Source organism: Streptomyces sp. NRRL F-6492, from assembly GCF_001280125.1.
Lineage (GTDB): Bacteria > Actinomycetota > Actinomycetes > Streptomycetales > Streptomycetaceae > Streptomyces.
Genome location: NZ_LGEG01000219.1, coordinates 22,656 through 48,210, shown reverse-complemented (window position 1 = coordinate 48,210; position 25,555 = coordinate 22,656). Strand labels below are relative to the sequence as shown.

Below are 25,555 nucleotides of genomic sequence, written 5' to 3'. Positions count from 1 at the left end.
ACGGGGCGACACTGACCCCCTGCCAGCCGGTCCCGGAGAAAGGTGTCAGCGTGCCCCGCCGCAGAATCGGCTTCTGGTACCGCCTCGCGGCGGTCATCGCCAAACCCCCCCTGGTGGTTCTGTTCAAGCGGGACTGGCGCGGCACGGAGCACATTCCGGAAGACGGCGGATTCATCACCGCGGTCAACCACAACTCCTACCTGGACCCGCTCTCCTACGCGCACTACCAGTACAACACCGGCCGCGTCCCGCGCTTCCTCGCCAAGGCCGCCCTCTTCAAGGGCTCCTTCGTCGGCACGATGCTGCGCGGCACCGGACAGATCCCGGTCTACCGCGAGACGACCGACGCGCTGGACGCCTTCCGCGCCGCCGTCGACGCCATCGAGCGGGGCGAGTGCGTCGCCTTCTACCCCGAGGGCACCCTGACCCGCGACCCCGAGATGTGGCCCATGGCCGGCAAGACCGGCGCCGCCCGCGTCGCGCTGCTCACCGAGGCCCCCGTCATCCCGGTGGCCCAGTGGGGCGCGAACCTCGCGATGCCGCCGTACGCCAAGGAGAACAAGTTCCGGCTGTTCCCCCGCAAGACGCTGATCGTGCAGGCCGGTCCGCCGGTCGACCTCTCCCGCTTCCACGGCCTCGACCCCACGCCCGAGGTGCTCCGCGAGGCCACCGAGACCATCATGGCCGCCATCACCGCCCTCCTGGAGGAGGTCCGCGGCGAGAAGGCGCCCGACGAGCCGTACGACCACCGCAGGGCCCGCCTGGAACAGCGGCGCAAGGCCGCCGAAGGAGGCACCAAGTGACCAAGGCAGCCGTCTTCGGCAACGGATCCTGGGGCACCGCCTTCGCCATGGTGCTCGCCGACGCGGGCTGCGAGGTGAGCCTCTGGGGCCGCCGCGCCGAGCTCGCGAAGGAGATCAACGCCACCCGCGTCAACCCGGACTACCTGCCCGGGGTCGAACTCCCCGGGGCGGTCACGGCCACCGCCGACCCGGCCGAGGCCGCGGCGGACGCCGACTTCACCGTCCTCGTCGTCCCCTCCCAGACCCTCCGCGGCAACCTGGCCGCCTGGACGCCGCTCCTCGCCCCCGACACCGTCCTCGTCTCCCTCATGAAGGGCGTCGAACTCGGCACCGCCAAGCGGATGAGCGAGGTGATCACCGAGGTCGCGGACGTCCCCGCCGAGCGCGTCGCCGTCCTCACCGGCCCCAACCTGGCCAAGGAGATCGCCGCCCGGCAGCCCGCCGCGGCCGTCGCCGCCTGCGTCGACGAGACGGTCGCCCGGCGGCTCCAGACCGCCTGCCTGACCCCGTACTTCCGCCCGTACACCAACACCGACGTGGTGGGCTGCGAGCTCGGCGGGGCCGTCAAGAACGTCATCGGCCTCGCCGTGGGCATCACGGACGGCATGGGCCTCGGCGACAACTCCAAGGCCACGCTCATCACCCGCGGCCTCGCCGAGACCACCCGCCTCGGCCTCGCCATGGGCGCCGACCCGCTCACCTTCTCCGGCCTCGCGGGCCTCGGCGACCTCGTCGCCACCTGCTCCTCGCCGCTCTCCCGGAACCACACCTTCGGCACCAACCTCGGCCGCGGGATGACCCTCCAGGAGACCATCGCGGCCACCAAGCAGACCGCCGAGGGCGTCAAGTCCTGCGAGTCGGTGCTCGATCTGGGCCGCCGCCACGGCGTCGACATGCCCATCACCGAGACCGTCGTCTCCATCGTCCACGAGGGCAAGCCGCCGATCGTGGCCCTCAAGGAGCTCATGTCGCGCTCGGCCAAGCCCGAACGCCGCTGAGCCCGCGGAGCCCCGCGCGCCCGGGCGACCCGGACGCGCGCGCGGCGGGGCGCTCAGGAGTTCGGGAACCGCAAGGTACCCTCATCGCGATATGAGCGAGAACACCCAGAGCCCCCGCAAGCCGCGCGTGGCCGTCGTCTTCGGCGGACGCAGCTCCGAGCACGCCATCTCCGTCGTCACGGCCGGCGCCGTCCTGAGCGCCATCGACCGGGACAAGTACGACGTGCTGCCCATCGGCATCACGACGGACGGGCGCTGGGCGCTCACCGCCGACGCCCCGGAGCGGATGGGCATCGCCGACCGCGCCCTGCCGAACGTCGCCGACCTCGCCGAGTCCGAGCGGGGCGGCGTCGTCCTCTCCGTCGACCCCGCCAATCGCGAGGTCGTCCTCGCCGAGCCCGGCGCCGTGCCGCGCGCCCTCGGCGAGGTCGACGTGGTCTTCCCCGTCCTCCACGGCCCGTACGGCGAGGACGGCACCCTCCAGGGCCTCCTGGAGCTCTCCGGCGTCCCCTACGTCGGCGCGGGCGTCCTCGCCTCCGCCGTCGGCCAGGACAAGGAGTACATGAAGCGGGTCTTCGTCTCCTTCGGCCTCCCGGTCGGCCCGTACGAGGTCGTCCGGCCGCGCGAGTGGGAGCAGAACCCGGCCGCCGCCCGCAAGAAGATCGTCGAGTTCGCCGCCGACCACGGCTGGCCGCTCTTCGTGAAGCCCGCCCGCGGCGGCTCGTCCGTGGGCATCACCAAGGTCGACGACCTCTCCGGCCTCGACGAGGCCGTCGAGGAGGCCCGCCGCCACGACCCCAAGGTCATCGTGGAGGCGCTGGTCCGCGGCCGCGAGATCGAGTGCGGCGTCCTGGAGTTCGAGGACGGCCCGCGCGCCAGCGTGCCGGCCGAGATCCCGCCCGTCACCGACCACGACTTCTACGACTTCGAGGCGAAGTACATCGACTCGGCCTCCGGCATCGTGCCCGCCCCCATCGGGGACGAGGCCACCGCCGAGATCCAGCGCCTGGCCGTCGCCGCCTACGAGGCCGTCTCCTGCGAGGGCCTGGTCCGCGCCGACTTCTTCCTCACCGAGGACGGCGGGTTCGTCATCAACGAGATCAACACCATGCCGGGCTTCACGCCCATCTCCATGTACCCGCGCATGTGGCAGGAGAGCGGCGTGAGCTACCCCGAGCTGGTCGACCGGCTCCTCCAGGCCGCGCTGACCCGCTCCACGGGCCTGCGCTAGCCGACCGGGGCCGGGGAGTCGGGCGCGCAGTCGCGAACGGCTCCCCGGTCGCTTCCGGACGGCGCCGGGGGCTCCTCGTCGAGCGCGCACGGGACCGTCCCCGCCACGGGGACGGCGAGATCGCCGAGCGGTCCCGCGTCGTGCTCGTACCGTACGTCGAGGCTCACCTCGACGTACGTCTTCCGGTACACCGAGGTGAACCGGGGGCCGGTGCCCTCCGGACGCTCCAGCATCCAGTTGACCCCGTTCACGTCGACGCCCTGCGACTTCGGATCGCTCATCTTTTCGGGCCGGGGGACTCCGCAGCGCAGTACGATCGCACCGTCACCCCACCCGGCGGTCAACTCGGAGCCGGGCTCCGGGTCACTCCGCTCCAGCCCCGCCACGGTGTCGGGCAGCTCCTTCGCCAGCGCCTGGCAGAGGGCGGCCTCCTCCGCGGGAGGACTGGGAACCGCGACGGACGCCGAGGCGCCGGACGAGGAACAGCCGGCGGACGCCAGCAGCAGCACGGCGGCCGCGACGGCGGCGGACAGGCCGAAGGGCCGGTGGGAAGACGTCACCGGCCAAGCGTAGACGGGGGCTACAGATGAACGACCGGGCAGGTGAGGGTGCGCGTGATGCCGTCCACTTGCTGGACCTTGGCGACCACCATGCGGCCCAGCTCGTCGACCGTGTCCGCCTGCGCGCGCACGATGACGTCGTACGGACCGGTCACGTCCTCGGCCTGGATCACCCCCGGGATCTTGGAGATGGTGTCGGCGACGGTCGACGCCTTGCCCACCTCGGTCTGAATGAGGATGTACGCCTGTACCACGGAACCTCCAGGGCGACCACGAGGATCTTGTGGGAGAAAGGGACGCCACGGTACCGCGTCGCCGCGGGCCGCGGGGAGACCCGCGCGTCCGGGGGCACCCGGGGCGTGGCGTACGCAGGACAGAAGTTGACGGTCTACTTGACGGTACCCAGCACGGTGACGGCCCGCGACCCGCGGCGCGCCCAGACGCGCCCCCGCCCGCCGGCCGGCACGAAGACACGAGGTGAGACGCGGTGAAGGGCACAGTCGGAGAGCTGGGCGAGTTCGGGCTCATCAGAGAGCTCACGTCCCGGCTCACCTCCACCCCGGCGGTACGGATCGGGCCCGGCGACGACGCCGCGGTCGTCTCCGCCCCCGACCGGCGCGTGGTGGCCAGCACGGACATCCTCCTCGAAGGACGTCACTTCCGCCGCGACTGGTCGACGGCGTACGACGTCGGCCGCAAGGCCGCCGCGCAGAACCTCGCCGACATCGCCGCCATGGGCGCGGTCCCCACCGCCCTCCTCCTCGGCCTCGTCGTCCCCGCCGAACTCCCCGTCACCTGGCCCACCGAACTCATGGACGGGCTGCGCGACGAATGTCAGGTCGCGGGCGCCGCCGTGGTCGGCGGCGACGTCGTCCGCGGCGACACGATCATGGTCTCCATCACCGCCCTGGGCGACCTGCGCAACCACGACCCGGTCACCCGGGGCGGCGCGCAGCCCGGCGACGTCGTCGCCTACACCGGCTGGCTCGGCTGGTCCGCCGCCGGATACGCGGTCCTCTCCCGCGGCTTCCGCTCCCCGCGCGCCTTCGTCGAGGCCCACCGCAGGCCCGAACCGCCGTACCACGCGGGCCCCGCCGCCGCGGGCCTCGGCGCCACCGCCATGTGCGACGTCAGCGACGGTCTCATCGCGGACCTCGGCCACATCGCGGAGGCCAGCAAGGTCCGCATCGACCTGCGCTCCGGACTCATCGACATCCCCACCCAGATGAACGACATCGGGCAGGCCGTCGGCGTCGACCCCATGCAGTGGGTGCTCACCGGGGGAGAGGACCACGCCATCGTCGCCACCTTCCCGCCGGACGTGAAGCTGCCCGCCCGCTGGAAGGTCATCGGCGAGGTCCTCAACCCCTCGGCGCTGCCCCAGGTCACCGTGGACGGCGCGCCCTGGCACGCGGTCGGCGGCTGGGACCACTTCGGGGAGACGGAGTGAGCGCCGCGCCCCCGCTGGTCCTCACCGTCGCCGGGTCCGACTCCGGCGGCGGCGCGGGCGTCCAGGCCGACCTGAAGACGATGCTGGCGCTCGGCGTCCACGGCATGAGCGTCCTCACCGCCGTCACCGCGCAGAACTCGCGGGGCGTCCAGGGCGTCTGGGAACTGCCCGTGGAGGCCGTGCGCGCCCAGTACCGGTCCGTCGTCGACGACATCGGCGTCCAGGCCGTGAAGACCGGCATGCTGGCCACCGCCCCGCTCGTGGAGACCGTCGCGGAACTCCTCGCGGACACCGACGCGCCCGTGGTCGTCGACCCGGTCGGCGTCTCCAAGCACGGCGACCCGCTCCTCGCCGCGTCCGCTCTCGACGCCGTACGCACGAAGCTGTTGCCCCGCGCGACCGTCGCCACGCCCAACCTGGACGAGGTGACACAGCTCATAGACGTGCACGTCGTGTACGAGAGCGACATGAGGACCGCCGCCGAGGGCATCCTGTCGTACGGGCCGGAGTGGGTCCTGATCAAGGGCGGGCACCTGCCCACGGGCCGGGAGGCCGTGGACCTGCTCACCGACGGCGAGGAGGAGCACTGGCTGCGCGCTCCGCGCCACGACAACCGGCACACCCACGGCACGGGCTGCACCCTCGCCTCGGCGATCGCCTCCGGGCTCGCCAGGGGCCTGACGGTGCCGGAGGCCGTACGGGCGGCCAAGGAGTACGTGACCGGGGCCATCGGCGCCGGATTCGCCCTGGGCAGGGGCATAGGCCCGGTCGACCACGGCTGGCGGTTCAGGGACTGAGGGGATCCCGGAAGCGGTCGCGGCCGGTGGCGCGACCGCTCCCCGGCCTGTTTCCGGACCTGTTCGCGAGCTTGTTCCCGGACCTGTCTCCGAGCTTGTCTCCGGGCATGGCAAGAGGCCGGTTCACCGAGGTGAACCGGCCTCTCAAGGCAACCGCAGGGGCTGCGCTACGACGGAACGTCGCGGTTAGCGCGAGACCTTGCCGGCCTTGATGCACGAGGTGCAGACGTTGAGCCGCTTCGGCGTCCGACCGACCACGGCACGCACGCGCTGGATGTTCGGGTTCCAGCGACGGGACGTACGGCGGTGCGAGTGCGAAATGTTGTTGCCGAAGCCCGGCCCCTTGCCGCAGACGTCGCAGTTGGCAGCCACGGGTCACTCCAAAGACTTCAGAATTACAGTGAAATCCGGCGCACCGGAATCAGGAGTCTGAAGTGGCTTGCCGGGGAACGGCCCGGACTGAACCGGGCAACCGAAACAGCATACAACGACTGCTTCGGTGGAACGAAACTACCATGGTCTCGGCCGACCTCGCCCCGGGCCCCGGTCACGCCCGGGACACCCCCGGTCTACCCTGCGGTGAGCTCACCGCCGAAGGAGGACCCCCCGTTGTCGCGAGCCCTTCAGCCTGACGAGGAGCTCGTCGAGCTCGACGCCGAAGCGGTCCGGACCTGGTGCGCGAGGACCTTCGACGCCCTCGGACGGGAGCGCGAGGAGATCGACGCGATCAACGTCTACCCGGTCGCGGACGGGGACACCGGCACCAACCTCTACCTGACGGCGGAAGCCGCCCACCGGGCCGTCGAAGCGGTCTTCGCCGCCTCCGGCCCGGACACCGCCGAGACCGTACGGGCCATGGCCCACGGCGCCCTCCTCGGCGCCCGCGGCAACTCCGGGACCATCCTCTCCCAGCTCCTGCGCGGCATGGCGACCGTCCTCGCCGGCGGACGTGACGGCGATCACCTCGCCCGCGCCCTCGCCGAGGCCGCGCGCGCGGCCCGGCAGGCCGTCGCCCACCCCGTGGAGGGCACCATCCTCACCGTGGCGAGCGCCGCCGCCGAGGCGTGCGCGGCGGGCGGCACGCTCGTGGAGGTGGCCCGCGGCGCCTACGCGGGAGCCGCGACCGCCCTGGCGGCCACCTCGGGCCAGCTGGACGTCCTCGAACGCGCCGGGGTCGTGGACGCGGGCGGCCGGGGCCTGGTGACCGTCCTCGGCGCCCTCCTGGAGACCGTCACCGGACAGACCCCCGACCACCCCGGGACCGCGCCGCTCCCCCCGGCCGCCCCCCGCGAGGAGTGCCCCGGCGAGGACGGCCCCGCCTACGAGGTGATCTACCTCCTGGAGGCCGACGACGCGGCCGTCGGACTGCTGCGCTCCCGCCTCGACGCCCTGGGGGAGTCCCTGGTCGTCGTCGGCGGCGACGGCCTCTGGAACGTCCACGTGCACGTGGACGACGCGGGCGCCGCCGTCGAGGCCGGCGTCGAGGCCGGCCGGCCCCACCGCATCCGGATCACCCACTTCGCGTCCGCCGCGACGCCCGCCACGGGACGCGGGACCGAAGCCGGGAACGGGGCCGGGGCCGTGCACGGGAGCGGGACCGAGGACGGGTACGGGAGCGGGACCGACGACGGGTACGGGACCGACGACGGGTACGGCGCCGACGGCCGGCACGCGTACGCGTGCGGGACCGGGGACGGCGCCGGGAGCGCCGCACGCGGGGAACGCGCCGCGCGCGCGATCGTCGCCGTGGTCCCCGGCGAGGGCCTCGCCGGACTCTGCGCCGAGGCCGGCGCGACCACCGTCCGCGCCCGCCCCGGCGAACCCCCCGCCGAGGACGAACTCGTCGAGGCCGTCCGCCGGGCGCACGCGCGCGAGGTCGTCCTCCTGCCCAACGACACCGACCTGCGCGAGACCGCCGCCGCGGCCGCCGAACGCGTCAGGGCCGAGGGAGTCCGCGTCGCCCTCATCCCCACCCGGGCCGCCGTCCAGGGCATCGCCGCCCTCGCCGTCCACGAACCCGGCCGGCGCTTCGACGAGGACGTCGTCGCCATGACGGCCGCCGCCGGGGCCACCCGCTACGCCGAACTCGCCGTCGCCGAACACCGGTCCTTCACCTCGGCCGGCGTCTGCCAGGCCGGCGACGTCCTCGGCCTCATCGAGGGCGACGTCGCCGTCATCGGCAAGGACCTCACCGAGACCGCCCGCACCGTCCTGGACCGGATGCTCTCGGCGGGCGGCGAACTCGTCACCCTCGTCGTCGCCGACGACACCCCGCCCGGTCTCGCCGCCGACCTCGAAGGCCACGTCCGGCGCGGCTACCTGGCCGTCGACACCATCGCGTACCACGCGGGCGCGGAGGCCCCGCCGCTGCTCATCGGGGTGGAATAGGCCCCGGTTCCGGGGGTTGTCCACAGCCTTCGGCGCGGTTGTCGGTCCCGTGGTGTGCAATGGAACGCGTGCCCGCGCTCGACGAACCACTCAAGAAGTCCCTCGGCCCCGCCACCGCCAAGGTCATGGCCGAGGCGCTCGACCTGCACACGGTCGGGGACCTGCTGCACCACTACCCCCGCCGGTACGCCGAGCGCGGGGAGCTGACGACCCTCTCCGACCTGCCGCTCGACGAGCACGTCACGGTGGTCGCGCAGGTCGCCGACGCCCGTGTGCTCACCTTCAACGGCTCCAAGGGACGCGGCCAGCGCCTCGAAGTGACCATCACCGACGGCAGCGGCCGCCTCCAGCTGGTCTTCTTCGGCAAGGGCGTGCACAAGCCGCACAAGGACCTGCTGCCCGGCACCCGCGCGATGTTCGCCGGCAAGGTCTCGCTCTTCAACCGGCGCCTCCAGCTCGCCCACCCGTCGTACGAACTCCTGCGCGGCGACCCCGAGGAGGCCGTGGACGTCTGGGCCGGGGCCCTCATCCCGATCTACCCGGCCACCACCAAGCTGGAGTCCTGGAAGATCGCCAAGGCCGTCGACGCGGTCCTGCCGAGCGCCCCCGACGCCGTCGACCCGCTCCCGGACGCCCTGCGCGAGGGCCGCGGCCTCGCCGAACTGCCCGACGCCCTGCGGATGATCCACCGGCCCCGCACCAAGGCCGACATCGCCGCCGCCCGGGACCGGCTCAAGTGGGACGAGGCCTTCGTCCTCCAGGTCGCCCTCGCCCGCCGCCGGCACGCCGACACCCAACTGCCCGCCGTCCCGCGGAAACCCGCCCCCGACGGCATCCTCGACGCCTTCGACGCCAAGCTCCCCTTCACCCTCACCGACGGCCAGAACAAGGTCTCCGCCGAGATCTTCGACGACCTCGCCACCGACCACCCCATGCACCGCCTCCTCCAGGGCGAGGTCGGATCGGGCAAGACCATGGTCGCCCTGCGCGCCATGCTCGCCGTCGTCGACTCCGGGGGACAGGCCGCGATGCTCGCGCCCACCGAGGTCCTCGCCCAGCAGCACCACCGCTCCGTCACCGAGATGATGGGCGAGCTGGCCGAGGGGGGGATGCTCGGCGGCGCGGACCGCGCCACCAAGGTCGTCCTGCTCACCGGCTCCATGGGCGCCGCCGCCCGCCGCCACGCCCTCCTGGACCTGGTCACCGGCGAGGCCGGGATCGTCATCGGCACCCACGCGCTGATCGAGGACAAGGTCCAGTTCCACGACCTCGGCCTGGTCGTCGTCGACGAGCAGCACCGCTTCGGCGTCGAGCAGCGCGACGCCCTGCGCGGCAAGGGGAAGCAGCCCCCGCACCTGCTCGTCATGACGGCGACGCCCATCCCGCGCACGGTCGCCATGACCGTCTTCGGCGACCTGGAGACCTCCGTCCTCGACCAGTTGCCCGCCGGCCGCTCCCCGATCGCCAGCCACGTCGTCCCCGCCGCCGACAAGCCGCACTTCCTCGCGCGCGCCTGGGAACGGGTCCGCGAGGAGGTCGAGAACGGGCACCAGGCGTACGTGGTCTGCCCCCGCATCGGGGACGAGGAGGACCAGAGGAAGACCGGCTCCAAGGCGAAGGCGCCCGAAGGGGACGACGCCGAGAAGCGGCCCCCGCTCGCCGTCCTCGACGTCGCCGAGAAGCTCCGCGCCGGCCCCCTCGCCGGCCTGCGGATCGCCGTCCTGCACGGCCGGATGCACCCCGACGACAAGGACGACGCCATGCGCCGCTTCGCCGCCGGCGAGCTCGACGTCCTCGTCGCCACCACCGTCATCGAGGTCGGCGTCAACGTCCCCAACGCCACCGCGATGGTGATCATGGACGCGGACCGCTTCGGCGTCTCCCAGCTCCACCAGCTCCGCGGCCGCGTCGGCCGCGGCTCGGCCCCCGGCCTCTGCCTCCTCGTCACCGAGATGCCCGAGGCGAGCCCCGCCCGGCAGCGCCTCGGCGCCGTCGCCTCCACCCTCGACGGCTTCGAGCTCTCCCGCATCGACCTCGAACAGCGGCGCGAGGGCGACGTCCTCGGCCAGGCCCAGTCCGGCGTCCGCTCCTCCCTGCGGGTCCTCACCGTCATCGACGACGAGGAGGTCATCGCCGCCGCCCGCGAGGAGGCCACCGCCCTCGTCCTCGCCGATCCGGACCTCACCGCCCACCCGGGCCTGCGCACCGCCCTCGAAGCCCTCCTCGACAAGGACCGGGAGGAGTACCTGGAGAAGGGCTGACCACCCATCGGCCCGACCGCGGCCATATCCTGAGACGTACGCACTGGACGACGCAGGACGAGGACACCGATGACCCGCGTGATCGCCGGTACGGCCGGCGGGCGGCGCCTGGCCGTGCCGCCCGGCAACGGCACCCGCCCCACCTCCGACCGGGCGCGCGAGGGCCTCTTCTCCACCTGGGAGGCGCTCCTCGGCACCCTCGACGGGACCAGGGTCGCCGACCTGTACGCGGGCTCCGGAGCCGTCGGCCTGGAGGCGCTCTCCCGGGGCGCCGTCCACGCCCTCCTCGTCGAGGCCGACCCCCGCGCCGCGCGGACGATCCGGGACAACGTCCGCGCGATCGGCCTGCCGGGCGCGGAGCTCCGTACCGGCAAGGCCGAGCAGATCGTCACCGGACCGGCTCCCGCCGACCCGTACGACCTGGTCTTCCTCGACCCGCCGTACGCCGTCGAGGACGCCGGGCTCCGGGAGATTCTCCTCACACTGCGCTCGGAGGGCTGGCTGAGCGAGGATGCCCTCGTCACCGTGGAGCGCAGCACCCGAGGCGGGGAGTTCGGCTGGCCGGCCGGTTTCGAGCCACTGCGGGCCCGTCGTTACGGCGAGGGAACGTTTTGGTACGGTCGCGCCGCCTCTACGTGCGAAGACGCACGATGACCGGACCGGAGAGCGAGGGACCCACGTTGCGCCGCGCCGTCTGTCCGGGGTCATTCGACCCCATCACCAACGGACACCTCGACATCATCGCCCGAGCCTCCAAGCTGTACGACGTCGTACACGTGGCCGTGATGATCAACCAGTCGAAGAAAGGTCTCTTCACGGTCGACGAGCGGATCGAGCTGATCCGCGAGGTCACCGCCGACTTCGGCAACGTCGAGGTGGAGTCCTTCCACGGCCTGCTCGTCGACTTCTGCAAGCAGCGCGACATCCCCGCCATCGTCAAGGGCCTGCGCGCGGTCAGCGACTTCGACTACGAGCTCCAGATGGCCCAGATGAACAACGGCCTCTCGGGCGTGGAGACCCTCTTCGTCCCCACCAACCCGACGTACAGCTTCCTCTCCTCCTCCCTGGTCAAGGAGGTGGCGGCCTGGGGCGGCGACGTCTCCCACCTGGTCCCGCCGCTGGTCCTCGGACGGCTGACGGAACGGCTCGCGGAGAAGTGACGCGCGGCCACCGCCGCTGACGCTCCGTCACCTGGTGTCGGACGGGCGCCGACTGCCCTTACAGTCGTCCCGTCCTTCTCCAACCGGCTGTAGAGAGTGGCGAGCACCAGGTGGACGTGCAGAAGAAGCTCGACGAGATCGTGGCGACCGTGCGGGGCGCCCGCTCCATGCCCATGTCGGCATCCTGCGTGGTCAACCGCGCCGAGCTGCTCGCCCTGCTCGAAGAGGTGCGCCAGGCCCTGCCCGGCTCCCTCGCCCAGGCCCAGGAGCTGATCGGCGGCCGCGAGCAGATGGTCGAGCAGGCCCGCCAGGAGGCCGAGCGGATCATCGACGCCGCCCACGCCGAGCGCGGCTCGATCGTCTCCGACACCCAGGTCGCCCGGGAGTCGCAGGAGGAGGCCGACCGGATCCTCTCCGAGGCCCGCCGCGAGTCCGAGGAGATCCGCGCCGAGGCCGACGACTACGTCGACTCCAAGCTGGCCAACTTCGAGGTCGTCCTCAACAAGACCATCGGCTCCGTCGACCGGGGCCGCGAGAAGCTCCTCGGCCGCGGCCCGGGGATCGGGCCGGACGGTTACGCCGACGAGGACGCCCCCGAGTACAGCGCCGACCCGCAGACCCTGATCCAGCGGGCCGACGAGTACGTGGACGCCAAGCTGGGCGCCTTCGAGGCGGTCCTCAGCAAGACCCTGGAGGCCGTCGGGCGGGGCCGGCAGAAGCTGCACGGCCGGACCGCCACCGACGCCCTCGGCGAGCACATGGCCGCCCAGGACGGCCTCGGCGGCACGGTCCACACCAGCGACGCCGACTACCTGGCCGGCCTCGCGGAGCTCTCCGACCCCGAGCCGGCCCGGATCCCGGCGCAGGCCCCGGCGCAGGTCCCGCCCCCGCCGCAGCAGCAGCCCGACCCGTACGGATACCCGCAGCAGGACCCGTACGCGGCCTACCAGCAGGTCCAGCAGCAGCCGGACCCCTACGCGTACCAGCAGCCGCAGCAGGCCGACCCGTACGGGTACCCGCAGCAGGACCCGTACGCCTACCAGCAGCCCGCCCCGCCGGCCCACCAGCCCCAGCAGGCCGCCGCGCTCGACGAGACCAGCTTCTTCGACACGAGCATGATCGACCTGGAGCAGCTGCGCCGGTACGAGCAGCAGTACGACCAGGGGCAGCAGCAGTAGGGACGGCGGCGGCAGCGGGGCGCGAGAAGGGGCGAACGGCCCGGATTGGGCCCTGGGCGAAGCGTCCAGTATCCTGGCTCTTCGGTCACGCGTATGCCCGTGACCCGTGCTGCCCGCGACCGGCAGCCCCACGAACCTTCCACGACGCAGAACGATCCGAAAGCAGGAAGAGCCCTGAGCACGCGCCTCGACCACCGCAACCCCCTCGTGTTCGACACGCACGAGCTGGGGCGGCGTCCTGGTGCCCTGCAGCGGCTCTCGCGATCGGTCGAGGCCCCTGCGGCCATGGGCGTCGAAGGAGTGATCGGAGTGCCCGAGGGCGCTCCGATCGACATCGATCTCCGTCTTGAGTCGGTCATGGAAGGGGTGCTTGTCACAGGCACCGCCCGTGCGTCGGCCGAGGGGGAGTGCGTAAGGTGTCTGGAGCCCGTCGAGCTTGAGCTCGACGTGGACTTCCAGGAGATGTTCTCGTACCCCGACTCCGACGACCGGGGCCGCTCCAGGGCGGCCGCGGACGAAGAAGCCGAGGACGACGAGGACATGATCCCCCTCGAGGACGGCATGTTCGACCTCGAACCCGTGCTGCGTGATGCGGTGGTGCTCGCACTGCCGATGCAGCCGGTGTGCCGGGAGGACTGTGCGGGTCTGTGTTCCGAGTGCGGAGCCAACCTGAACGAGAACCCGGACCACCACCACGACGCCGTCGACATCCGTTGGGCGGCACTGCAGGGACTCGCCGGTTCGCTGGGAACCGATGAGAAGGACAACATGAGCGGCAAAGCCTCTGACGGGGACGTCCGAAGCGCCGCCGAGAAGCAGGAGAAGTAGCCGTGGCTGTTCCGAAGCGGAAGATGTCGCGCAGCAACACGCGCCACCGCCGGTCGCAGTGGAAGGCTGCGGTCCCCACCCTGGTTTCGTGTGAGCGTTGCCAGGAGCCGAAGCTGCAGCACATCGCGTGCCCGAGCTGCGGCACCTACAACAAGCGCCAGGTCCTCTCGGTCTGATTGGGCTGGTGAGAGGCGCAATGTCTGAGTCCCGCAAGACGGACGACAAGACGGACCATGCCTCGTCCCACACGCTTCTGGAAGGGCGGCTCGGCTACAAGCTCGAGTCCGCCCTTCTGGTGCGTGCGCTGACCCACCGTTCGTACGCGTACGAGAACGGCGGTCTGCCCACCAACGAGCGGCTGGAGTTCCTCGGGGACTCCGTGCTCGGCCTGGTGGTCACCGACACGCTGTACCGCACCCACCCCGACCTGCCCGAGGGCCAGCTGGCCAAACTGCGGGCCGCGGTGGTCAACTCTCGTGCGCTGGCGGACGTGGGACGCGCGCTCGAACTCGGCTCCTTCATCCGGCTCGGCCGGGGTGAAGAGGGCACGGGCGGCCGGGACAAGGCGTCCATCCTCGCCGACACCCTCGAAGCGGTGATCGGCGCGGTCTATCTCGACCAGGGCCTCGACGCGGCGTCCGAGCTGGTGCACCGGCTCTTCGACCCGCTGATCGAGAAGTCCTCGAACCTCGGTGCCGGCCTGGACTGGAAGACCAGCCTCCAGGAGCTCACCGCGGCCGAGGGCCTGGGCGTTCCGGAGTACCTCGTCTCCGAGGAGGGCCCGGACCACGAGAAGACCTTCACCGCTGCCGCCCGCGTCGGTGGTGTCTCGTACGGCACCGGCACCGGCCGCAGCAAGAAGGAAGCGGAACAGCAGGCGGCGGAGTCCGCGTGGCGCGCGATCCGCGCGGCCGCGGACGAGCGCGTGGCGGCGGCGAAGGCCGCGGCCGAGGCGGGAGCGGTCGCCGACCCCTCTCCTGCCAAGGACCGGGCCTCGGCCTGATCCTTCGTCCTGCCCGTTTCCTCGGCTTTCCGGGAACCCCGCCCCAGGGCGGGGTTTCCGTCTTTCCGCGCGTTTTCCGTGCGCGATCCGGACGGCAGTAGGGTGGTTCCGGCCGTCGAAGAAGTGCCGAAGAAGTGCCGAAGAAGCGCCGCGGAAGTGGTGAACGAGTCCGGAGGAGCACCGTGCCCGAACTGCCCGAGGTCGAGGTCGTACGGCGCGGTCTGGAGCGCTGGATCGCCGGACGGACCGTGGCCGGGGTCGAGGTCCTGCACCCCCGGGCCGTACGACGGCACGTGGCGGGCGGCGAGGACTTCGCGGCCCGGCTGGAGGGGCAGCGGTTCGAGGGCGCGCGGCGGCGCGGCAAGTACCTCTGGCTGCCGCTGGCCGACACCGGGACGGCCGTGCTCGGACACCTGGGCATGAGCGGCCAGCTCCTCGTCCAGCCGCACGAGGCCCCCGACGAGAAGCACCTGCGGATCCGGGTCCGCTTCACGCCGTCCGACGACGACTCCGCCAGGGGTGCGGCCGGCACCGAACTCCGCTTCGTCGACCAGCGCACCTTCGGCGGGCTCTCGCTCCACGACCAGAGCCCCGACGGCCTCCCGGACGTCATCGCGCACATCGCCCGCGACCCGCTGGACCCGGAGTTTGACGACGCCGCCTTCCAGAGCGCGCTGCGCCTGCGCCGCACGACGATCAAGCGGGCGCTGCTGGACCAGTCCCTGATCAGCGGCGTCGGCAACATCTACGCGGACGAGGCGCTCTGGCGCTCCCGGCTGCACTACGACCGGCCGACCGCCACCCTGACCCGGCCGCGCTCGGCCGAACTCCTCGGACACGTCCGGGACGTGATGAACGCGGCGCTCGCCGTCGGCGGCACCAGCTTCGACAGCCTGTACGTGAACGTCAACGGCGAGTCCGGCTACTTCGACCGCTCGCTCGACGCCTACGGCCGCGAGGACGAGCCCTGCCGCCGCTGCGGCACCCCGATCCGGCGCCGCGCCTGGATGAACCGCTCCAGCTACTTCTGCCCGCGCTGCCAGCGCCCGCCACGCGTCGTCACGACGTGAGCCGGGCCCCGGCGGACGCTCAGTAGCCGAAGTCCTGGGTCCACCAGGGGCCGCCGTCGCCGAAGTACACGCCCACGCCCATCGTCTTGAAGTCGCAGTTCAGGATGTTGGCGCGGTGGCCGTCGCTGTTCATCCAGGACTTCATCACGGCCGCCGCGTCCGCCTGGCCGCGGGCTATGTTCTCGCCGGCCAGGGTCGATACGCCCGCCTTCTGGGCGCGCGTCCACGGGGTGGCCCCGTCGGGGTCCGTGTGGTCGAAGAAGCCGCGGGCGGCCATGTCCGCGCTGAACGCGCCCGCCAGCGACGCGAGCCGCGCGTCGGCATCGACCGGGGTGCAGCCCACCGTGGCGCGCTCGGCGTTGACCAGGCGGAGGACCTCCGCCTCGGCGGCGTCGCCCCGGCTCGCCGTGGAGGCGGGTGCGGCCTTCCGGGCCGGGGCCCGGGTGGTCGCCTTCGGCTTCGGCGCGGGCGCCTCGGTGGTGGGGGCGGCCGAGGCCTTCGGGGCGGCGGGCTTCGGGACGGCCGTCTTCGCGGGCTTCGGGGCCGCCTTCTTCGTGACCTTCGGCTTCGGCTCGGGAGACGGCGTCGGCTCGGGCTTCGGCTTCGCGCTCGGGGAAGCCGTGGTCTTCGCGGGCTTCGGGCTCGGCTTGGCGCTCGGCTCGGCGCTCGGCTTCGTGCTCGGCTCGGCCGACGGAGAGACCGGCTTCCCGGTGCGCGTGGCCGCGCCCGTGCCCGTCGGCGTCTCGGTCGCCCCGCCCTGCGTCGTCAGCTCCGGGGCCTGCCGGGACTGCGTCTGGCGCTCGGCCGTGCCGGTGCTGCCGACCGTGAGCGTCTCCCCGCCGGGCAGGAGGCCCGAGGCGACCGCGACCGCGCCGACCGCGACCGCCGCGGAGGCGCCGAGCAGACCGGTGCGCACGGACCGCCTGCGGCGGTCACCCCGGTGCCGGCGGTCCGTACCGGCCGCGTAGTCTTCTGCGGCGGGTGCGGCGCCGGAGCGACGGTGGCGTCCCATGGCTCTGCCCTCCTGCTGGTTTCCCTGCTGATCTTTGCTGATCTTTGCGGTCGGTACCGTTCCGGTCCGGCCGTCGAACGGCGCGCGCCCGAACGGGTGAGACGCGTTCGTCGGGACTGTACGCGAGTGGGAAGCGGGGGGCGATGTGCTCGTCGGGTGGCATGCCCGTTAGCGTGCAGCCATGAGCGACGACGCACGGATGACCGCCTGGGTACGCGGCCGGGTACAGGGAGTGGGCTTCCGCTGGTTCACCAGGGCAAACGCTCTGGAGATCGGCGGCCTGGTGGGCTTCGCCCTCAACCTCGACGACGGCCGGGTGCAGGTCGTGGCCGAGGGGCCGCGTGAGAATTGCCACCGTCTGCTCGACTGGCTCCACTCCGACGACACACCCGGACGCGTGGACGGAGTCACTGAGATCTGGGACACCCCGCGCGGCGGTTACGACGGGTTCGCCATCCGCTGACGATCACCCTCCGAGAGCCCTTCCGGTGACGCGAAGAGGCCTTGCGTGAACGCGCCGTAACGGGCGTGAGAAGGGGAAAGCGCCTGGTGGTTGCCAAGGAGCGCCCGCCGTGGAAGGCTGCCCGGTGAGATCGAGCGCGACGCCCCGAGGCGCCGGGTCGAGAGGCGCGACTGCCCCCTGAGCGGCCGTGGACTCCCCGGTCGTCCCTTCGGACGGGGCGTGATCGTGTTGACCGTCAAACTTTTTGGTGAGACTCTGGAAGCCCCGCGCACCTTAGTTGTTGGGCAGTGGAACCGGCACAACAAGTCACTGCCGAACACCGCGGGTGCGAATCCCTCACGACCCACACCGCTTCGGTCGGTCACTCATTGTGGAGGACCATCCATCATGGCAAAGGCGCTTCTCGGTTACGTCGGCGGCTCCGACCCGCGACTCCTCGCCGAGATGCGACGGCTCCAGCAGCGCGTCCAGGACCTCGAATCCGAGCTGGTACGGATCCAGTCCGAGAACGACGCGCTCGCCGCTGCCGCCGCTCATCACCAGGGAGAGTCGCTGCTGGACAGCATCGACCTCGACGTACCCCAGGCGGAGCCTGCGCTCACCTGACAGCCCAGCCCCGAGGGGCCAGGTGGGAAACACACAGGTCGGCGAGGCCGGCCGCCATACAGCCGCATATGGAGCCCGACGCATGTCGGCTGGACACGCAAGGGACGCTTCGGCGTCCCTTCTTGCTTTCACCCGCTGTTTCCCCGGAGTCCCCCATGTCTCCCCCTTCCTCATCCGAGGATCTGCCCTCCGCGTTCGCGGGTGAAACGCGCGGGCCCCGGTAGAGTCCCCGACGTGCACCTCAAGGCCCTGACGCTCCGCGGATTCAAGTCGTTCGCCTCGGCCACCACACTGAGGTTCGAACCGGGAATCACCTGCGTCGTGGGTCCCAACGGCTCGGGCAAGTCCAACGTCGTGGACGCCCTCTCCTGGGTCATGGGCGAACAGGGCGCCAAGTCGCTGCGCGGCGGCAAGATGGAGGACGTCATCTTCGCCGGCACGACCGGGCGCCCCCCGCTCGGCCGCGCCGAGGTCTCGCTGACCATCGACAACTCCGACGGCGCCCTGCCCATCGACTACGCCGAGGTCACCCTCACCCGGATCATGTTCCGCGGCGGCAGCAGCGAGTACCAGATCAACGGCGACACCTGCCGTCTGCTCGACTTCCAGGACCTGCTCTCCGACTCCGGCATCGGACGCGAGATGCACGTCATCGTCGGACAGGGACAGCTCGACTCCGTGCTGCACGCCGACCCGATGGGCCGCCGCGCCTTCATCGAGGAGGCCGCCGGCGTCCTCAAGCACCGCAAGCGGAAAGAGAAGGCGCTGCGGAAGCTCGACGCGATGCAGGCCAACCTCGCGCGCGTGCAGGACCTCACCGACGAACTGCGCCGGCAGCTCAAGCCGCTCGGCCGGCAGGCCGCCGTCGCCCGCCGGGCCGTCGTCATCCAGGCCGACCTGCGCGACGCGCGCCTCCGCCTCCTCGCCGACGACCTCGTCCGCCTCGGGGCGGCGCTCACCGCCGAGGTCGCCGACGAGACGGCCCTCCTCGCGCGCAAGGAGGCCACCGGGACCGAACTGCGCGCCGCCCTCGCCCTGGAGGCAGGCCTGGAGGCGGAGGCCCGCGCGCTCGTGCCCCGCCTGGAGCGCGCCCAGCAGACCTGGTACGACCTCTCCCAGCTCGCCGAACGCGTCCGGGGCACCGTCTCCCTGGCCGACGCGCGCGTGAAGAGCGCCACCACCGCGCCCCCCGAGGAGCGGCGCGGCCGCGACCCCGAGGACCTGGAACGGGAGGCGGCCCGCGTCCGCGAACAGGAGGCCGAGCTCGAAGCCGCCCTGGAGGCGGCCGAACGCGCCCTGGACGACGCCGTCGCCCACCGCGCCGACCTGGAGCGGGCCCTGACGGACGAGGAGCGCCGCCTCAAGGACGCGGCCCGCGCCCTCGCCGACCGGCGCGAGGGCCTCGCCCGCCTCCAGGGCCGGGCCGACGCGGCCCGCTCGCGCGCCGCCGCCGCCCGGGCCGAGATCGACCGGCTCGCCGAGGCCCGGGACGAGGCGGCCGAGCGGGCCGCCGCCGCCCAGGAGGAGTACGAACGGCTCAGGGCGGAGGTCGACGACCTCGACGCGGAGGGCACCGAGCACGCGGAACGGCACGAGGAGGCCCGCCGCGGGCTCGTCGGGGCCGAGGCCGCCCTGGGCGCCGCCCGCGAAGCCCTCGACACCGCCGAGCGCCGCCGCGCCGCGACCCGGGCCCGCCACGACACCCTCGCCCTCGGGCTGCGCCGCAAGGACGGCACGGGCGCCCTGCTCGACGCCGGACTCACCGGCCTCCTCGGCCCGGCGGCCGACCTCCTCACCGTCACCCCCGGCTACGAGGTCCCCGTCGCCGCCGCCCTCGGCGCGGTCGCCGACGCGGTCGCCGCCGGCCCCGCCGCCGCCGTCGAGGCCCTCCGCCTGCTGCGTAAGCAGGACGCGGGCCGGGCCTCCCTGCTCCTCACCGGAGCCCGGGACCCGGACCCGGAGCCGGTGGGCCCCGCGCCCGGAGGGCGCCCGTACGCCGCCGACCTCGTCCGGGGGCCCGCCGACCTCATGGGCGCCGTCCACCGCCTGCTCGACGGCGTCGTCGTCGTGGACGACCTGGACGAGGCCGCGGAGCTGGTCAGGGCCCGGCCCGCGCTGACCGCCGTCACCACCGAGGGGGACCTGCTCGGCTCGCACGTCGCGCACGGCGGCTCCGCCGGCGCCCCCAGCCTCCTCGAAGTCCAGGCCTCCGTGGCCGAGGCCGCCGCCGAGCTCGGCGAACTGGGCGTGCGGTGCGAGGGGTTGGCGGCCGAGCGGGAGGAGGCCGGCGAGCGGCGCCGCACCGCCGCCGCGCTCGTCGAAGAACTCGACGCCCGCCGCCGTACCGCCGAGCGCGAGAAGTCCGCCGTCGCCCAGCGGCTCGGCCGGCTCGCCGGACAGGCCAGGGGAGCCGCGGGGGAGGCCGAGCGCGCCGCCGCGGCCGCCGCCCGCGCCCAGGAGGCCCTGGAGAAGGCCACCGCCGACGCCGGGGAACTGGCCGAACGGCTCCTGGTGGCCGAGGAGGCCGCCGGCGAGGGCGGGGACGAGGAGCCCGACGCCTCCGCGCGCGACCGGCTCGCGGCCGACGGCTCCCGGGCGCGCCAGGCCGAGATGGAGGCCCGGCTCCAGGTCCGTACCCACGAGGAGCGGGTCAAGGGGCTCGCCGGACGGGCCGACTCCCTCGACCGGGCCGCCCGCGCCGAACGGGAGGCACGCGCGCGTGCCGAGCAGCGCCGGACCCGGCTCCGCCACGAGGCGGAGGTCGCGGGCGCGGTCGCCGCCGGGGCCAGGACGCTCCTGGCCCACGTCGAGGTCTCGCTGTCCCGCGCCGAGCGGGAGCGGGCGGTCGCCGAGGCGGCCAGGGCCGACCGGGAGCAGGGGCTCACGGCGGCCCGGGCCCGGGGCCGGGACCTCAAGGCCGAGCTGGACAAGCTGACCGACTCCGTCCACCGGGGCGAGGTCCTCGGCGCCGAGAAGCGGCTGCGGATCGAGCAGCTGGAGGCGAAGGCGCTGGAGGAGTTCGGCGTCGGGGCGGCCGCCCTGATCGCCGAGTACGGCCCCGACCAGCCCGTCCCCCCGCCGCCCGCGGTCGAGGGGGAGGAGGGAGCGGAGCCCGCCGCGCCCCGGCCGTTCGTCCGTTCGGAGCAGGAGAAGCGGCTGAGGGCCGCCGAGCGGGCCCACCACCAGCTCGGCAAGGTGAACCCGCTGGCCCTGGAGGAGTTCGCGGCCCTGGAGGAGCGGCACAAGTTCCTCTCGGAGCAGCTGGAGGACCTGAGGAAGACCCGGACCGACCTGCTTCAGGTCGTGAAGGAGGTCGACCTGCGCGTCGAGCAGGTCTTCACCGAGGCCTACCGGGACACGGCCCGCGAGTTCGAGGGCGTCTTCTCGCGCCTCTTCCCGGGCGGCGAGGGCCGTCTCGTCCTCACCGATCCGGACGACATGCTCACCACCGGCGTCGATGTGGAGGCCCGCCCGCCGGGCAAGAAGGTCAAGCGGCTCTCCCTGCTGTCCGGCGGCGAGCGCTCGCTGACGGCCGTGGCGCTCCTCGTCTCCATCTTCAAGGCCAGGCCCAGCCCCTTCTACGTGATGGACGAGGTCGAGGCGGCGCTCGACGACACCAACCTCCAGCGGCTGATCCGGATCATGCAGGAACTCCAGGAGTCCTCGCAGCTGATCGTGATCACGCACCAGAAGCGGACCATGGAGGTCGCGGACGCGCTGTACGGCGTTTCCATGCAGGGCGACGGGGTATCCAAGGTCATCAGCCAAAGGCTGCGCTAGCGACTTCAGTCCTGACCATCTTCGAGTCGCCTTCAAGAGTTGAACTTAAAGGGTATGGCCCTGCTCTCAAATTCACAGGAGGGGAACCCTTGACTTCGAAACTTGAACGCATAGTCTCTGCAACGTTACTTTTACCTTCAAGTGGTGGGCGGCGTGAAGTTGTGCGCCACTTGAAGGGCTCGCCCCCCACGCCCCGACAACGCTGCCGGAGCATCCAGGAGTCCATGTGACCAGCACTGAGTCGGCGTCCCCGCCGCCCCCCTCAGAAGGCCGCGCCGCCCACCCGGACCACCTCGGTCACGTCATCTTCATCACGGCCTCCGCCGCGATGGGCGGCTTCCTCTTCGGCTACGACAGCTCCGTCATCAACGGCGCTGTCGAGGCGATCCGCGACCGGTACGACATCGGCTCCGGCACCCTCGCGCAGGTCATCGCCATCGCCCTGATCGGCTGCGCCATCGGCGCCGCCACCGCGGGCCGGATCGCCGACCGCATCGGCCGCATCCGCTGCATGCGGATCGCCGCCGTCCTCTTCACCGTCAGCGCCGTCGGCTCGGCACTGCCCTTCGCCCTCTGGGACCTCGCCTTCTGGCGGATCATCGGCGGCTTCGCCATCGGCATGGCCTCCGTCATCGGCCCCGCCTACATCGCCGAGGTCGCCCCCGCCGCCTACCGCGGCCGGCTCGGCTCCTTCCAGCAGGCCGCCATCGTCGTCGGCATCGCCATCTCCCAGCTGGTCAACTACGGCATCCTCCAGCTCGCCGACGGCGACCAGCGCGGCAAGATCGGCGGCCTGGAGGCCTGGCAGTGGATGCTCGGCGTGATGGTCGTCCCCGCCCTCCTCTACGGCCTGCTCTCCTTCGCGATCCCCGAGTCCCCCCGCTTCCTGATCTCCGTCGGCAAGATCGACAAGGCCAAGGAGGTCCTCGCCGAGGTCGAGGGCAAGGGCGTGCACCTGGACCACCGGGTGAGCGAGATCCAGCAGGCCATGCGCCGCGAACACAAGTCGACCTTCTGGGACCTGTTCGTCACCGGCAGCCGCTTCAAGCTGCTGCCCATCGTCTGGGTCGGCATCGGCCTCTCGGTCTTCCAGCAACTCGTCGGCATCAACGTCGCCTTCTACTACTCCGCGACCCTCTGGCAGTCCGTCGGCATCGACCCGTCCAGCTCGTTCTTCTACTCGTTCACCACGTCGATCATCAACATCATCGGCACCGTGATCGCGATGGTCCTGGTCGACCGGGTCGGCCGCAGGCCGCTCGCCCTCGTCGGCTCCGTCGGCATGGCGATCGCCCTCGCCTTCGAGGCCTGGGCCTTCTCCGCCGACCTCGTCGACGGCAAGCTGCCCGAGACCCAGGGCGTCGTCGCCCTCGTCGCCGCCCACGTCTTCGTGCTCTTCTTCGCCCTCTCGTGGGGCGTGGTGGTCTGGGTCTTCCTCGGCGAGATGTTCCCCAACCGGATCCGCGCCGCCGCGCTCGGCGTCGCCGCCTCCGCCCAGTGGATCGCCAACTGGGCCATCACCGCCAGCTTCCCGTCCCTCGCGGACTGGAACCTCTCCGGCACCTACGTCATCTACACGGTCTTCGCCGTGCTCTCGATCCCCTTCGTGCTCCGGTACGTCAAGGAGACCAAGGGCAAGGCGTTGGAGGAGATGGGCTGATCCCCGCTGCCACTCTCCTCACCCACGAAGGACCGCCCCGGACCGAGGCCCGCGCCCCGGACCGGGGCGGTTCCCGTGCGCGGCACCGCCGAACGGCGGACCGGCCCGTACACGGGGGCGTGCCCCACGGGGAGTACGGGGGGCGCGGGCGGGGGGACGCCATACTGGACCCGTTATGGAACTCATCCTTGCTGTAGTCATCGCTCTGGTCGTCGCGGTCGCCGTGACGAGCGGGCTCGTGGTCAGCGGCCGCAAGAAGAAGCAGCTGCCCCCGGCCGAGCCGCCGTCCACCCCGCCGACCATCACCGCTCCGCCCGCCGAGCCGCGCGTCGGCGAGGAGGCGGAGACACCGCGGGAAGAACCACGCCGCACGGTCGAGGAGGTCGAACTCCCCACGGCCGAGGAGGCCACCGGGACGCCGACCGCCGTCGAGGACCCGGTCGTCGCCGAGCCCCCGGCCCCCGTGATCGAGGTTCCCGAACCCACCGCCGGCCGTCTCGTACGGCTCCGGGCCCGCCTCGCCCGCTCCCAGAACTCGCTCGGCAAGGGGCTGCTCACGCTCCTCTCCCGCGAGCACCTCGACGAGGACACCTGGGAGGAGATCGAGGAGACCCTCCTGACCGCCGACGTCGGCGTCGCCCCGACCCAGGAACTCGTCGAGCGGCTGCGCGAGCGCGTACGGGTGCTCGGCACCCGCACCCCCGACGAGCTGCGCGGCCTCCTGCGCGAGGAGCTGATCACCCTCCTCGGTCCCGACCTCGACCGCACGGTGAAGACCGACAGCCCCGCCGACGTCCCCGGCGTCGTCATGGTCGTCGGCGTCAACGGCACCGGCAAGACCACCACCACCGGCAAGCTGGCCCGCGTCCTCGTCGCCGACGGCAAGTCCGTCGTCCTCGGCGCCGCCGACACCTTCCGCGCCGCCGCCGCCGACCAGCTCCAGACCTGGGGCGAGCGCGTCGGCGCCCGCACCGTCCGCGGCCCGGAGGGCGGCGACCCGGCGTCCATCGCCTTCGACGCGGTCAAGGAGGGCATCGCGGAGGGCGCCGACGTCGTCCTCATCGACACCGCCGGCCGCCTCCACACCAAGACCGGCCTCATGGACGAGCTCGGCAAGGTCAAGCGCGTCGTCGAGAAGCACGGCCCGCTCGACGAGATCCTCCTCGTCCTCGACGCCACCACCGGCCAGAACGGCCTGATCCAGGCCCGCGTCTTCGCCGAGGTCGTCGACATCACCGGCATCGTCCTGACCAAGCTCGACGGCACCGCCAAGGGCGGCATCGTCGTCGCCGTCCAGCGCGAGCTGGGCGTCCCGGTCAAGCTCATCGGCCTGGGCGAGGGCCCGGACGACCTGGCCCCCTTCGAGCCGGGCGCCTTCGTCGACGCCCTGATCGGCGACTGACCGCGTCCACGCGCACGCGTGAAGGGCCCCCGCCGATTCCCGGCGGGGGCCCTTTCCCGTACGGACGCCAGAAGTGCTGTCCCGGACGCCAGAGACGCGTCCCGGACGTCAGAAGTGCGTGCGGTGGCAGATGTACGCCAGGGTGCCGAGCAGCAGCCGCGCCTGCGGCGGCGCGCCCGCCGTGTCCAGGGTCGGGGGCCGCAGCCAGCGCACCGGCCCGAGGCCGCCCAGATCCGACGGGGGAGCGGTGACGTACGAGCCGGGGCCCAGGCAGTGCAGGTCCAGACCGGCGTCGTCCCAGCCCATCCGGTACAGCAGCCGCGGCAGTTCGGCCGCCGCGCCCGGCGCCACGAAGAACCGCGCCCGGCCGGTCGGCGTCGCGCACACCGGGCCGAGCGGAAGGCCCATGCGCTCCAGGCGGACCAGGGCCCGCCGGCCCGCCGCCTCCGCCACCTCGATCACGTCGAAGGCCCGGCCCACCGGGAGGAGCAGCGCCGCGCCCGGGTGCTCCGACCAGGCCTTGGCGGCGTCGTCGAGCCCGGCGCCCGCCGGGACCGGCTCCGCGAAGGAGAGCGGGTGCGCCCCGGGGGTCGCGCACACCGGATCGCCGCAGGAGCACCGACCGGAGACGGCCCGCGCGCCGGGGACCACGTCCCAGCCCCACAGCCCCGTGTACTCCGCCACCGCTGTGCACTCCGTGGCGCGTACGCGGCGGCGTGCGCCGGACCGCATCTCACGAATGCCGCCGATCGTGAAACCCATGTCCCCTCCAACGGGTCGAGCGCGCCGGTGGTTACGACCGGGAGCACCGCCGTCACCCGCCGTCACGCTGCGTCGCCGAGGGTGGCGCACGGTCGTGCGAAGGGTGGTGCGGGCCGGGGCGCGCGCCTCTTCGCGCATCCGTC

Annotated in this window: 23 protein-coding genes and 1 pseudogene; 19 read left to right on the top strand and 5 right to left on the bottom strand. The window is 72.7% G+C overall.

Going from position 1 to position 25,555, the window contains the following annotated elements; all coding sequences use genetic code 11:
- Positions 1 to 50: 50 nt before the first annotated feature.
- From ADL08_RS19195 to ADL08_RS19185, 3 genes are all read left to right on the top strand, one after another.
- Positions 51 to 803, top strand: a complete 753-nt coding sequence (locus ADL08_RS19195; protein WP_053644563.1) for a lysophospholipid acyltransferase family protein — start codon at positions 51 to 53, stop codon at positions 801 to 803.
- Positions 800 to 1,801 carry an NAD(P)H-dependent glycerol-3-phosphate dehydrogenase gene (locus ADL08_RS19190; protein ID WP_078967991.1) on the top strand — a complete coding sequence of 334 codons (1,002 nt, stop codon included), beginning with the start codon at positions 800 to 802 and terminating at the stop codon, positions 1,799 to 1,801. Before ADL08_RS19195 ends, ADL08_RS19190 begins: the two co-directional genes overlap by 4 nt.
- Before the next feature lie 91 nt (positions 1,802 to 1,892).
- Positions 1,893 to 3,032 carry a D-alanine--D-alanine ligase family protein gene (locus ADL08_RS19185; RefSeq protein ID WP_053644561.1) on the top strand — a complete coding sequence of 380 codons (1,140 nt, stop codon included), beginning with the start codon at positions 1,893 to 1,895 and terminating at the stop codon, positions 3,030 to 3,032.
- Positions 3,033 to 3,112: 80 nt separating this feature from the next.
- Here ADL08_RS19185 and ADL08_RS19180 read toward each other — a convergent pair.
- Together ADL08_RS19180 and ADL08_RS19175 are read right to left on the bottom strand one after the other, a co-directional pair.
- Positions 3,113 to 3,592, bottom strand: a pseudogene (locus ADL08_RS19180) (DUF3515 domain-containing protein); the annotation flags it as partial.
- A gap of 20 nt (positions 3,593 to 3,612) precedes the next feature.
- Entirely contained in the window at positions 3,613 to 3,846 is a 234-nt protein-coding gene (locus ADL08_RS19175; protein WP_017947604.1) for an Lrp/AsnC family transcriptional regulator, read from the bottom strand.
- A gap of 233 nt (positions 3,847 to 4,079) precedes the next feature.
- Here ADL08_RS19175 and ADL08_RS19170 point away from each other — a divergent pair, with 233 nt between their 5' ends.
- A complete protein-coding gene (locus tag ADL08_RS19170) occupies positions 4,080 to 5,042 on the top strand; it encodes a thiamine-phosphate kinase (RefSeq protein WP_053644559.1) in 963 nt (320 codons plus the stop codon).
- Positions 5,039 to 5,839 carry a bifunctional hydroxymethylpyrimidine kinase/phosphomethylpyrimidine kinase gene (thiD, locus tag ADL08_RS19165; RefSeq protein WP_053644557.1) on the top strand — a complete coding sequence of 267 codons (801 nt, stop codon included), beginning with the start codon at positions 5,039 to 5,041 and terminating at the stop codon, positions 5,837 to 5,839. The genes ADL08_RS19170 and thiD overlap by 4 nt, the downstream gene beginning before the upstream one ends.
- 186 nt (positions 5,840 to 6,025) lie before the next feature.
- Here thiD and rpmB read toward each other — a convergent pair whose 3' ends face one another.
- Positions 6,026 to 6,211: a 50S ribosomal protein L28 gene (gene rpmB / locus ADL08_RS19160; protein WP_003957616.1), complete on the bottom strand. Its 186-nt coding sequence runs from the start codon at positions 6,209 to 6,211 to the stop codon at positions 6,026 to 6,028.
- 237 nt (positions 6,212 to 6,448) lie between these two features.
- On the opposite strand from rpmB, the gene ADL08_RS19155 reads away from it, so the two are divergent.
- The 9 genes from ADL08_RS19155 (at position 6,449) to mutM (ending at position 15,727) form a co-directional block, all read left to right on the top strand.
- The gene (locus ADL08_RS19155) at positions 6,449 to 8,227 is read left to right on the top strand and encodes a DAK2 domain-containing protein (protein WP_053644555.1); all 1,779 of its coding nucleotides are present in this window, start codon (positions 6,449 to 6,451) and stop codon (positions 8,225 to 8,227) included.
- 59 nt (positions 8,228 to 8,286) lie between these two features.
- A complete protein-coding gene (recG, locus tag ADL08_RS19150; protein ID WP_053644554.1) occupies positions 8,287 to 10,488 on the top strand; it encodes an ATP-dependent DNA helicase RecG in 2,202 nt (733 codons plus the stop codon).
- Between the two features lie 69 nt (positions 10,489 to 10,557).
- Positions 10,558 to 11,142, top strand: coding sequence for a 16S rRNA (guanine(966)-N(2))-methyltransferase RsmD (rsmD, locus tag ADL08_RS19145; RefSeq protein ID WP_053644552.1), 585 nt, complete (start codon positions 10,558 to 10,560; stop codon positions 11,140 to 11,142).
- A 26-nt stretch (positions 11,143 to 11,168) separates the two neighbouring features.
- Positions 11,169 to 11,648, top strand: coding sequence for a pantetheine-phosphate adenylyltransferase (gene coaD, locus ADL08_RS19140; RefSeq protein WP_199837039.1), 480 nt, complete (start codon positions 11,169 to 11,171; stop codon positions 11,646 to 11,648).
- Between the two features lie 110 nt (positions 11,649 to 11,758).
- The gene (locus ADL08_RS19135; protein WP_053644548.1) at positions 11,759 to 12,826 is read left to right on the top strand and encodes a cell division initiation protein; all 1,068 of its coding nucleotides are present in this window, start codon (positions 11,759 to 11,761) and stop codon (positions 12,824 to 12,826) included.
- A gap of 93 nt (positions 12,827 to 12,919) precedes the next feature.
- Positions 12,920 to 13,654, top strand: a complete 735-nt coding sequence (locus ADL08_RS19130) for a YceD family protein (RefSeq protein WP_234352191.1) — start codon at positions 12,920 to 12,922, stop codon at positions 13,652 to 13,654.
- Between the two features lie 2 nt (positions 13,655 to 13,656).
- Entirely contained in the window at positions 13,657 to 13,830 is a 174-nt protein-coding gene (gene rpmF, locus ADL08_RS19125; RefSeq protein WP_015036448.1) for a 50S ribosomal protein L32, read from the top strand.
- A 20-nt stretch (positions 13,831 to 13,850) separates the two neighbouring features.
- Positions 13,851 to 14,657, top strand: a complete 807-nt coding sequence (gene rnc / locus ADL08_RS19120; RefSeq protein ID WP_053644546.1) for a ribonuclease III — start codon at positions 13,851 to 13,853, stop codon at positions 14,655 to 14,657.
- A gap of 182 nt (positions 14,658 to 14,839) precedes the next feature.
- Positions 14,840 to 15,727 (top strand): bifunctional DNA-formamidopyrimidine glycosylase/DNA-(apurinic or apyrimidinic site) lyase, encoded by an 888-nt coding sequence (gene mutM / locus ADL08_RS19115; protein WP_053644544.1) that lies wholly within the window; start codon positions 14,840 to 14,842, stop codon positions 15,725 to 15,727.
- Positions 15,728 to 15,746: 19 nt separating this feature from the next.
- Here the strand turns inward: mutM and ADL08_RS19110 are convergent, their stop codons facing one another.
- Positions 15,747 to 16,739 (bottom strand): CAP domain-containing protein, encoded by a 993-nt coding sequence (locus ADL08_RS19110; RefSeq protein WP_053644542.1) that lies wholly within the window; start codon positions 16,737 to 16,739, stop codon positions 15,747 to 15,749.
- Between the two features lie 181 nt (positions 16,740 to 16,920).
- Between ADL08_RS19110 and ADL08_RS19105 the strand changes: the two genes are divergently transcribed.
- The 5 genes from ADL08_RS19105 to ftsY all read left to right on the top strand — a co-directional run bounded on the left by ADL08_RS19105 (position 16,921) and on the right by ftsY (position 24,650).
- Positions 16,921 to 17,202 (top strand): acylphosphatase, encoded by a 282-nt coding sequence (locus ADL08_RS19105; RefSeq protein ID WP_053644541.1) that lies wholly within the window; start codon positions 16,921 to 16,923, stop codon positions 17,200 to 17,202.
- A gap of 387 nt (positions 17,203 to 17,589) precedes the next feature.
- The gene (locus ADL08_RS19100) at positions 17,590 to 17,808 is read left to right on the top strand and encodes a hypothetical protein (protein ID WP_053644539.1); all 219 of its coding nucleotides are present in this window, start codon (positions 17,590 to 17,592) and stop codon (positions 17,806 to 17,808) included.
- 234 nt (positions 17,809 to 18,042) lie between these two features.
- Positions 18,043 to 21,588 carry a chromosome segregation protein SMC gene (gene smc / locus ADL08_RS19095; protein ID WP_053644537.1) on the top strand — a complete coding sequence of 1,182 codons (3,546 nt, stop codon included), beginning with the start codon at positions 18,043 to 18,045 and terminating at the stop codon, positions 21,586 to 21,588.
- 226 nt (positions 21,589 to 21,814) lie between these two features.
- A complete protein-coding gene (locus ADL08_RS19090) occupies positions 21,815 to 23,248 on the top strand; it encodes a sugar porter family MFS transporter (RefSeq protein WP_053644535.1) in 1,434 nt (477 codons plus the stop codon).
- Positions 23,249 to 23,423: 175 nt separating this feature from the next.
- Positions 23,424 to 24,650 carry a signal recognition particle-docking protein FtsY gene (gene ftsY, locus ADL08_RS19085; RefSeq protein WP_053644533.1) on the top strand — a complete coding sequence of 409 codons (1,227 nt, stop codon included), beginning with the start codon at positions 23,424 to 23,426 and terminating at the stop codon, positions 24,648 to 24,650.
- 108 nt (positions 24,651 to 24,758) lie between these two features.
- On the opposite strand, the gene ADL08_RS19080 is transcribed toward ftsY, so the two are convergent.
- The gene (locus ADL08_RS19080) at positions 24,759 to 25,412 is read right to left on the bottom strand and encodes a bifunctional DNA primase/polymerase (protein WP_053644531.1); all 654 of its coding nucleotides are present in this window, start codon (positions 25,410 to 25,412) and stop codon (positions 24,759 to 24,761) included.
- Between the last annotated feature and the right edge of the window lie 143 nt (positions 25,413 to 25,555).

Coding starts and splice junctions, on each gene's coding strand:
- ADL08_RS19100 (WP_053644539.1), top strand. CDS start 17,590: ATGGCAAAGGCGCTTCTCGGTTACGTCGGCGGCTCCGACCCGCGACTC.
- ADL08_RS19110 (WP_053644542.1), bottom strand. CDS start 16,739: ATGGGACGCCACCGTCGCTCCGGCGCCGCACCCGCCGCAGAAGACTAC.
- ftsY (WP_053644533.1), top strand. CDS start 23,424: ATGGAACTCATCCTTGCTGTAGTCATCGCTCTGGTCGTCGCGGTCGCC.
- ADL08_RS19185 (WP_053644561.1), top strand. CDS start 1,893: ATGAGCGAGAACACCCAGAGCCCCCGCAAGCCGCGCGTGGCCGTCGTC.
- rsmD (WP_053644552.1), top strand. CDS start 10,558: ATGACCCGCGTGATCGCCGGTACGGCCGGCGGGCGGCGCCTGGCCGTG.
- rnc (WP_053644546.1), top strand. CDS start 13,851: ATGTCTGAGTCCCGCAAGACGGACGACAAGACGGACCATGCCTCGTCC.
- ADL08_RS19130 (WP_234352191.1), top strand. CDS start 12,920: ATGCCCGTGACCCGTGCTGCCCGCGACCGGCAGCCCCACGAACCTTCC.
- ADL08_RS19080 (WP_053644531.1), bottom strand. CDS start 25,412: ATGGGTTTCACGATCGGCGGCATTCGTGAGATGCGGTCCGGCGCACGC.
- ADL08_RS19105 (WP_053644541.1), top strand. CDS start 16,921: ATGAGCGACGACGCACGGATGACCGCCTGGGTACGCGGCCGGGTACAG.
- recG (WP_053644554.1), top strand. CDS start 8,287: ATGGAACGCGTGCCCGCGCTCGACGAACCACTCAAGAAGTCCCTCGGC.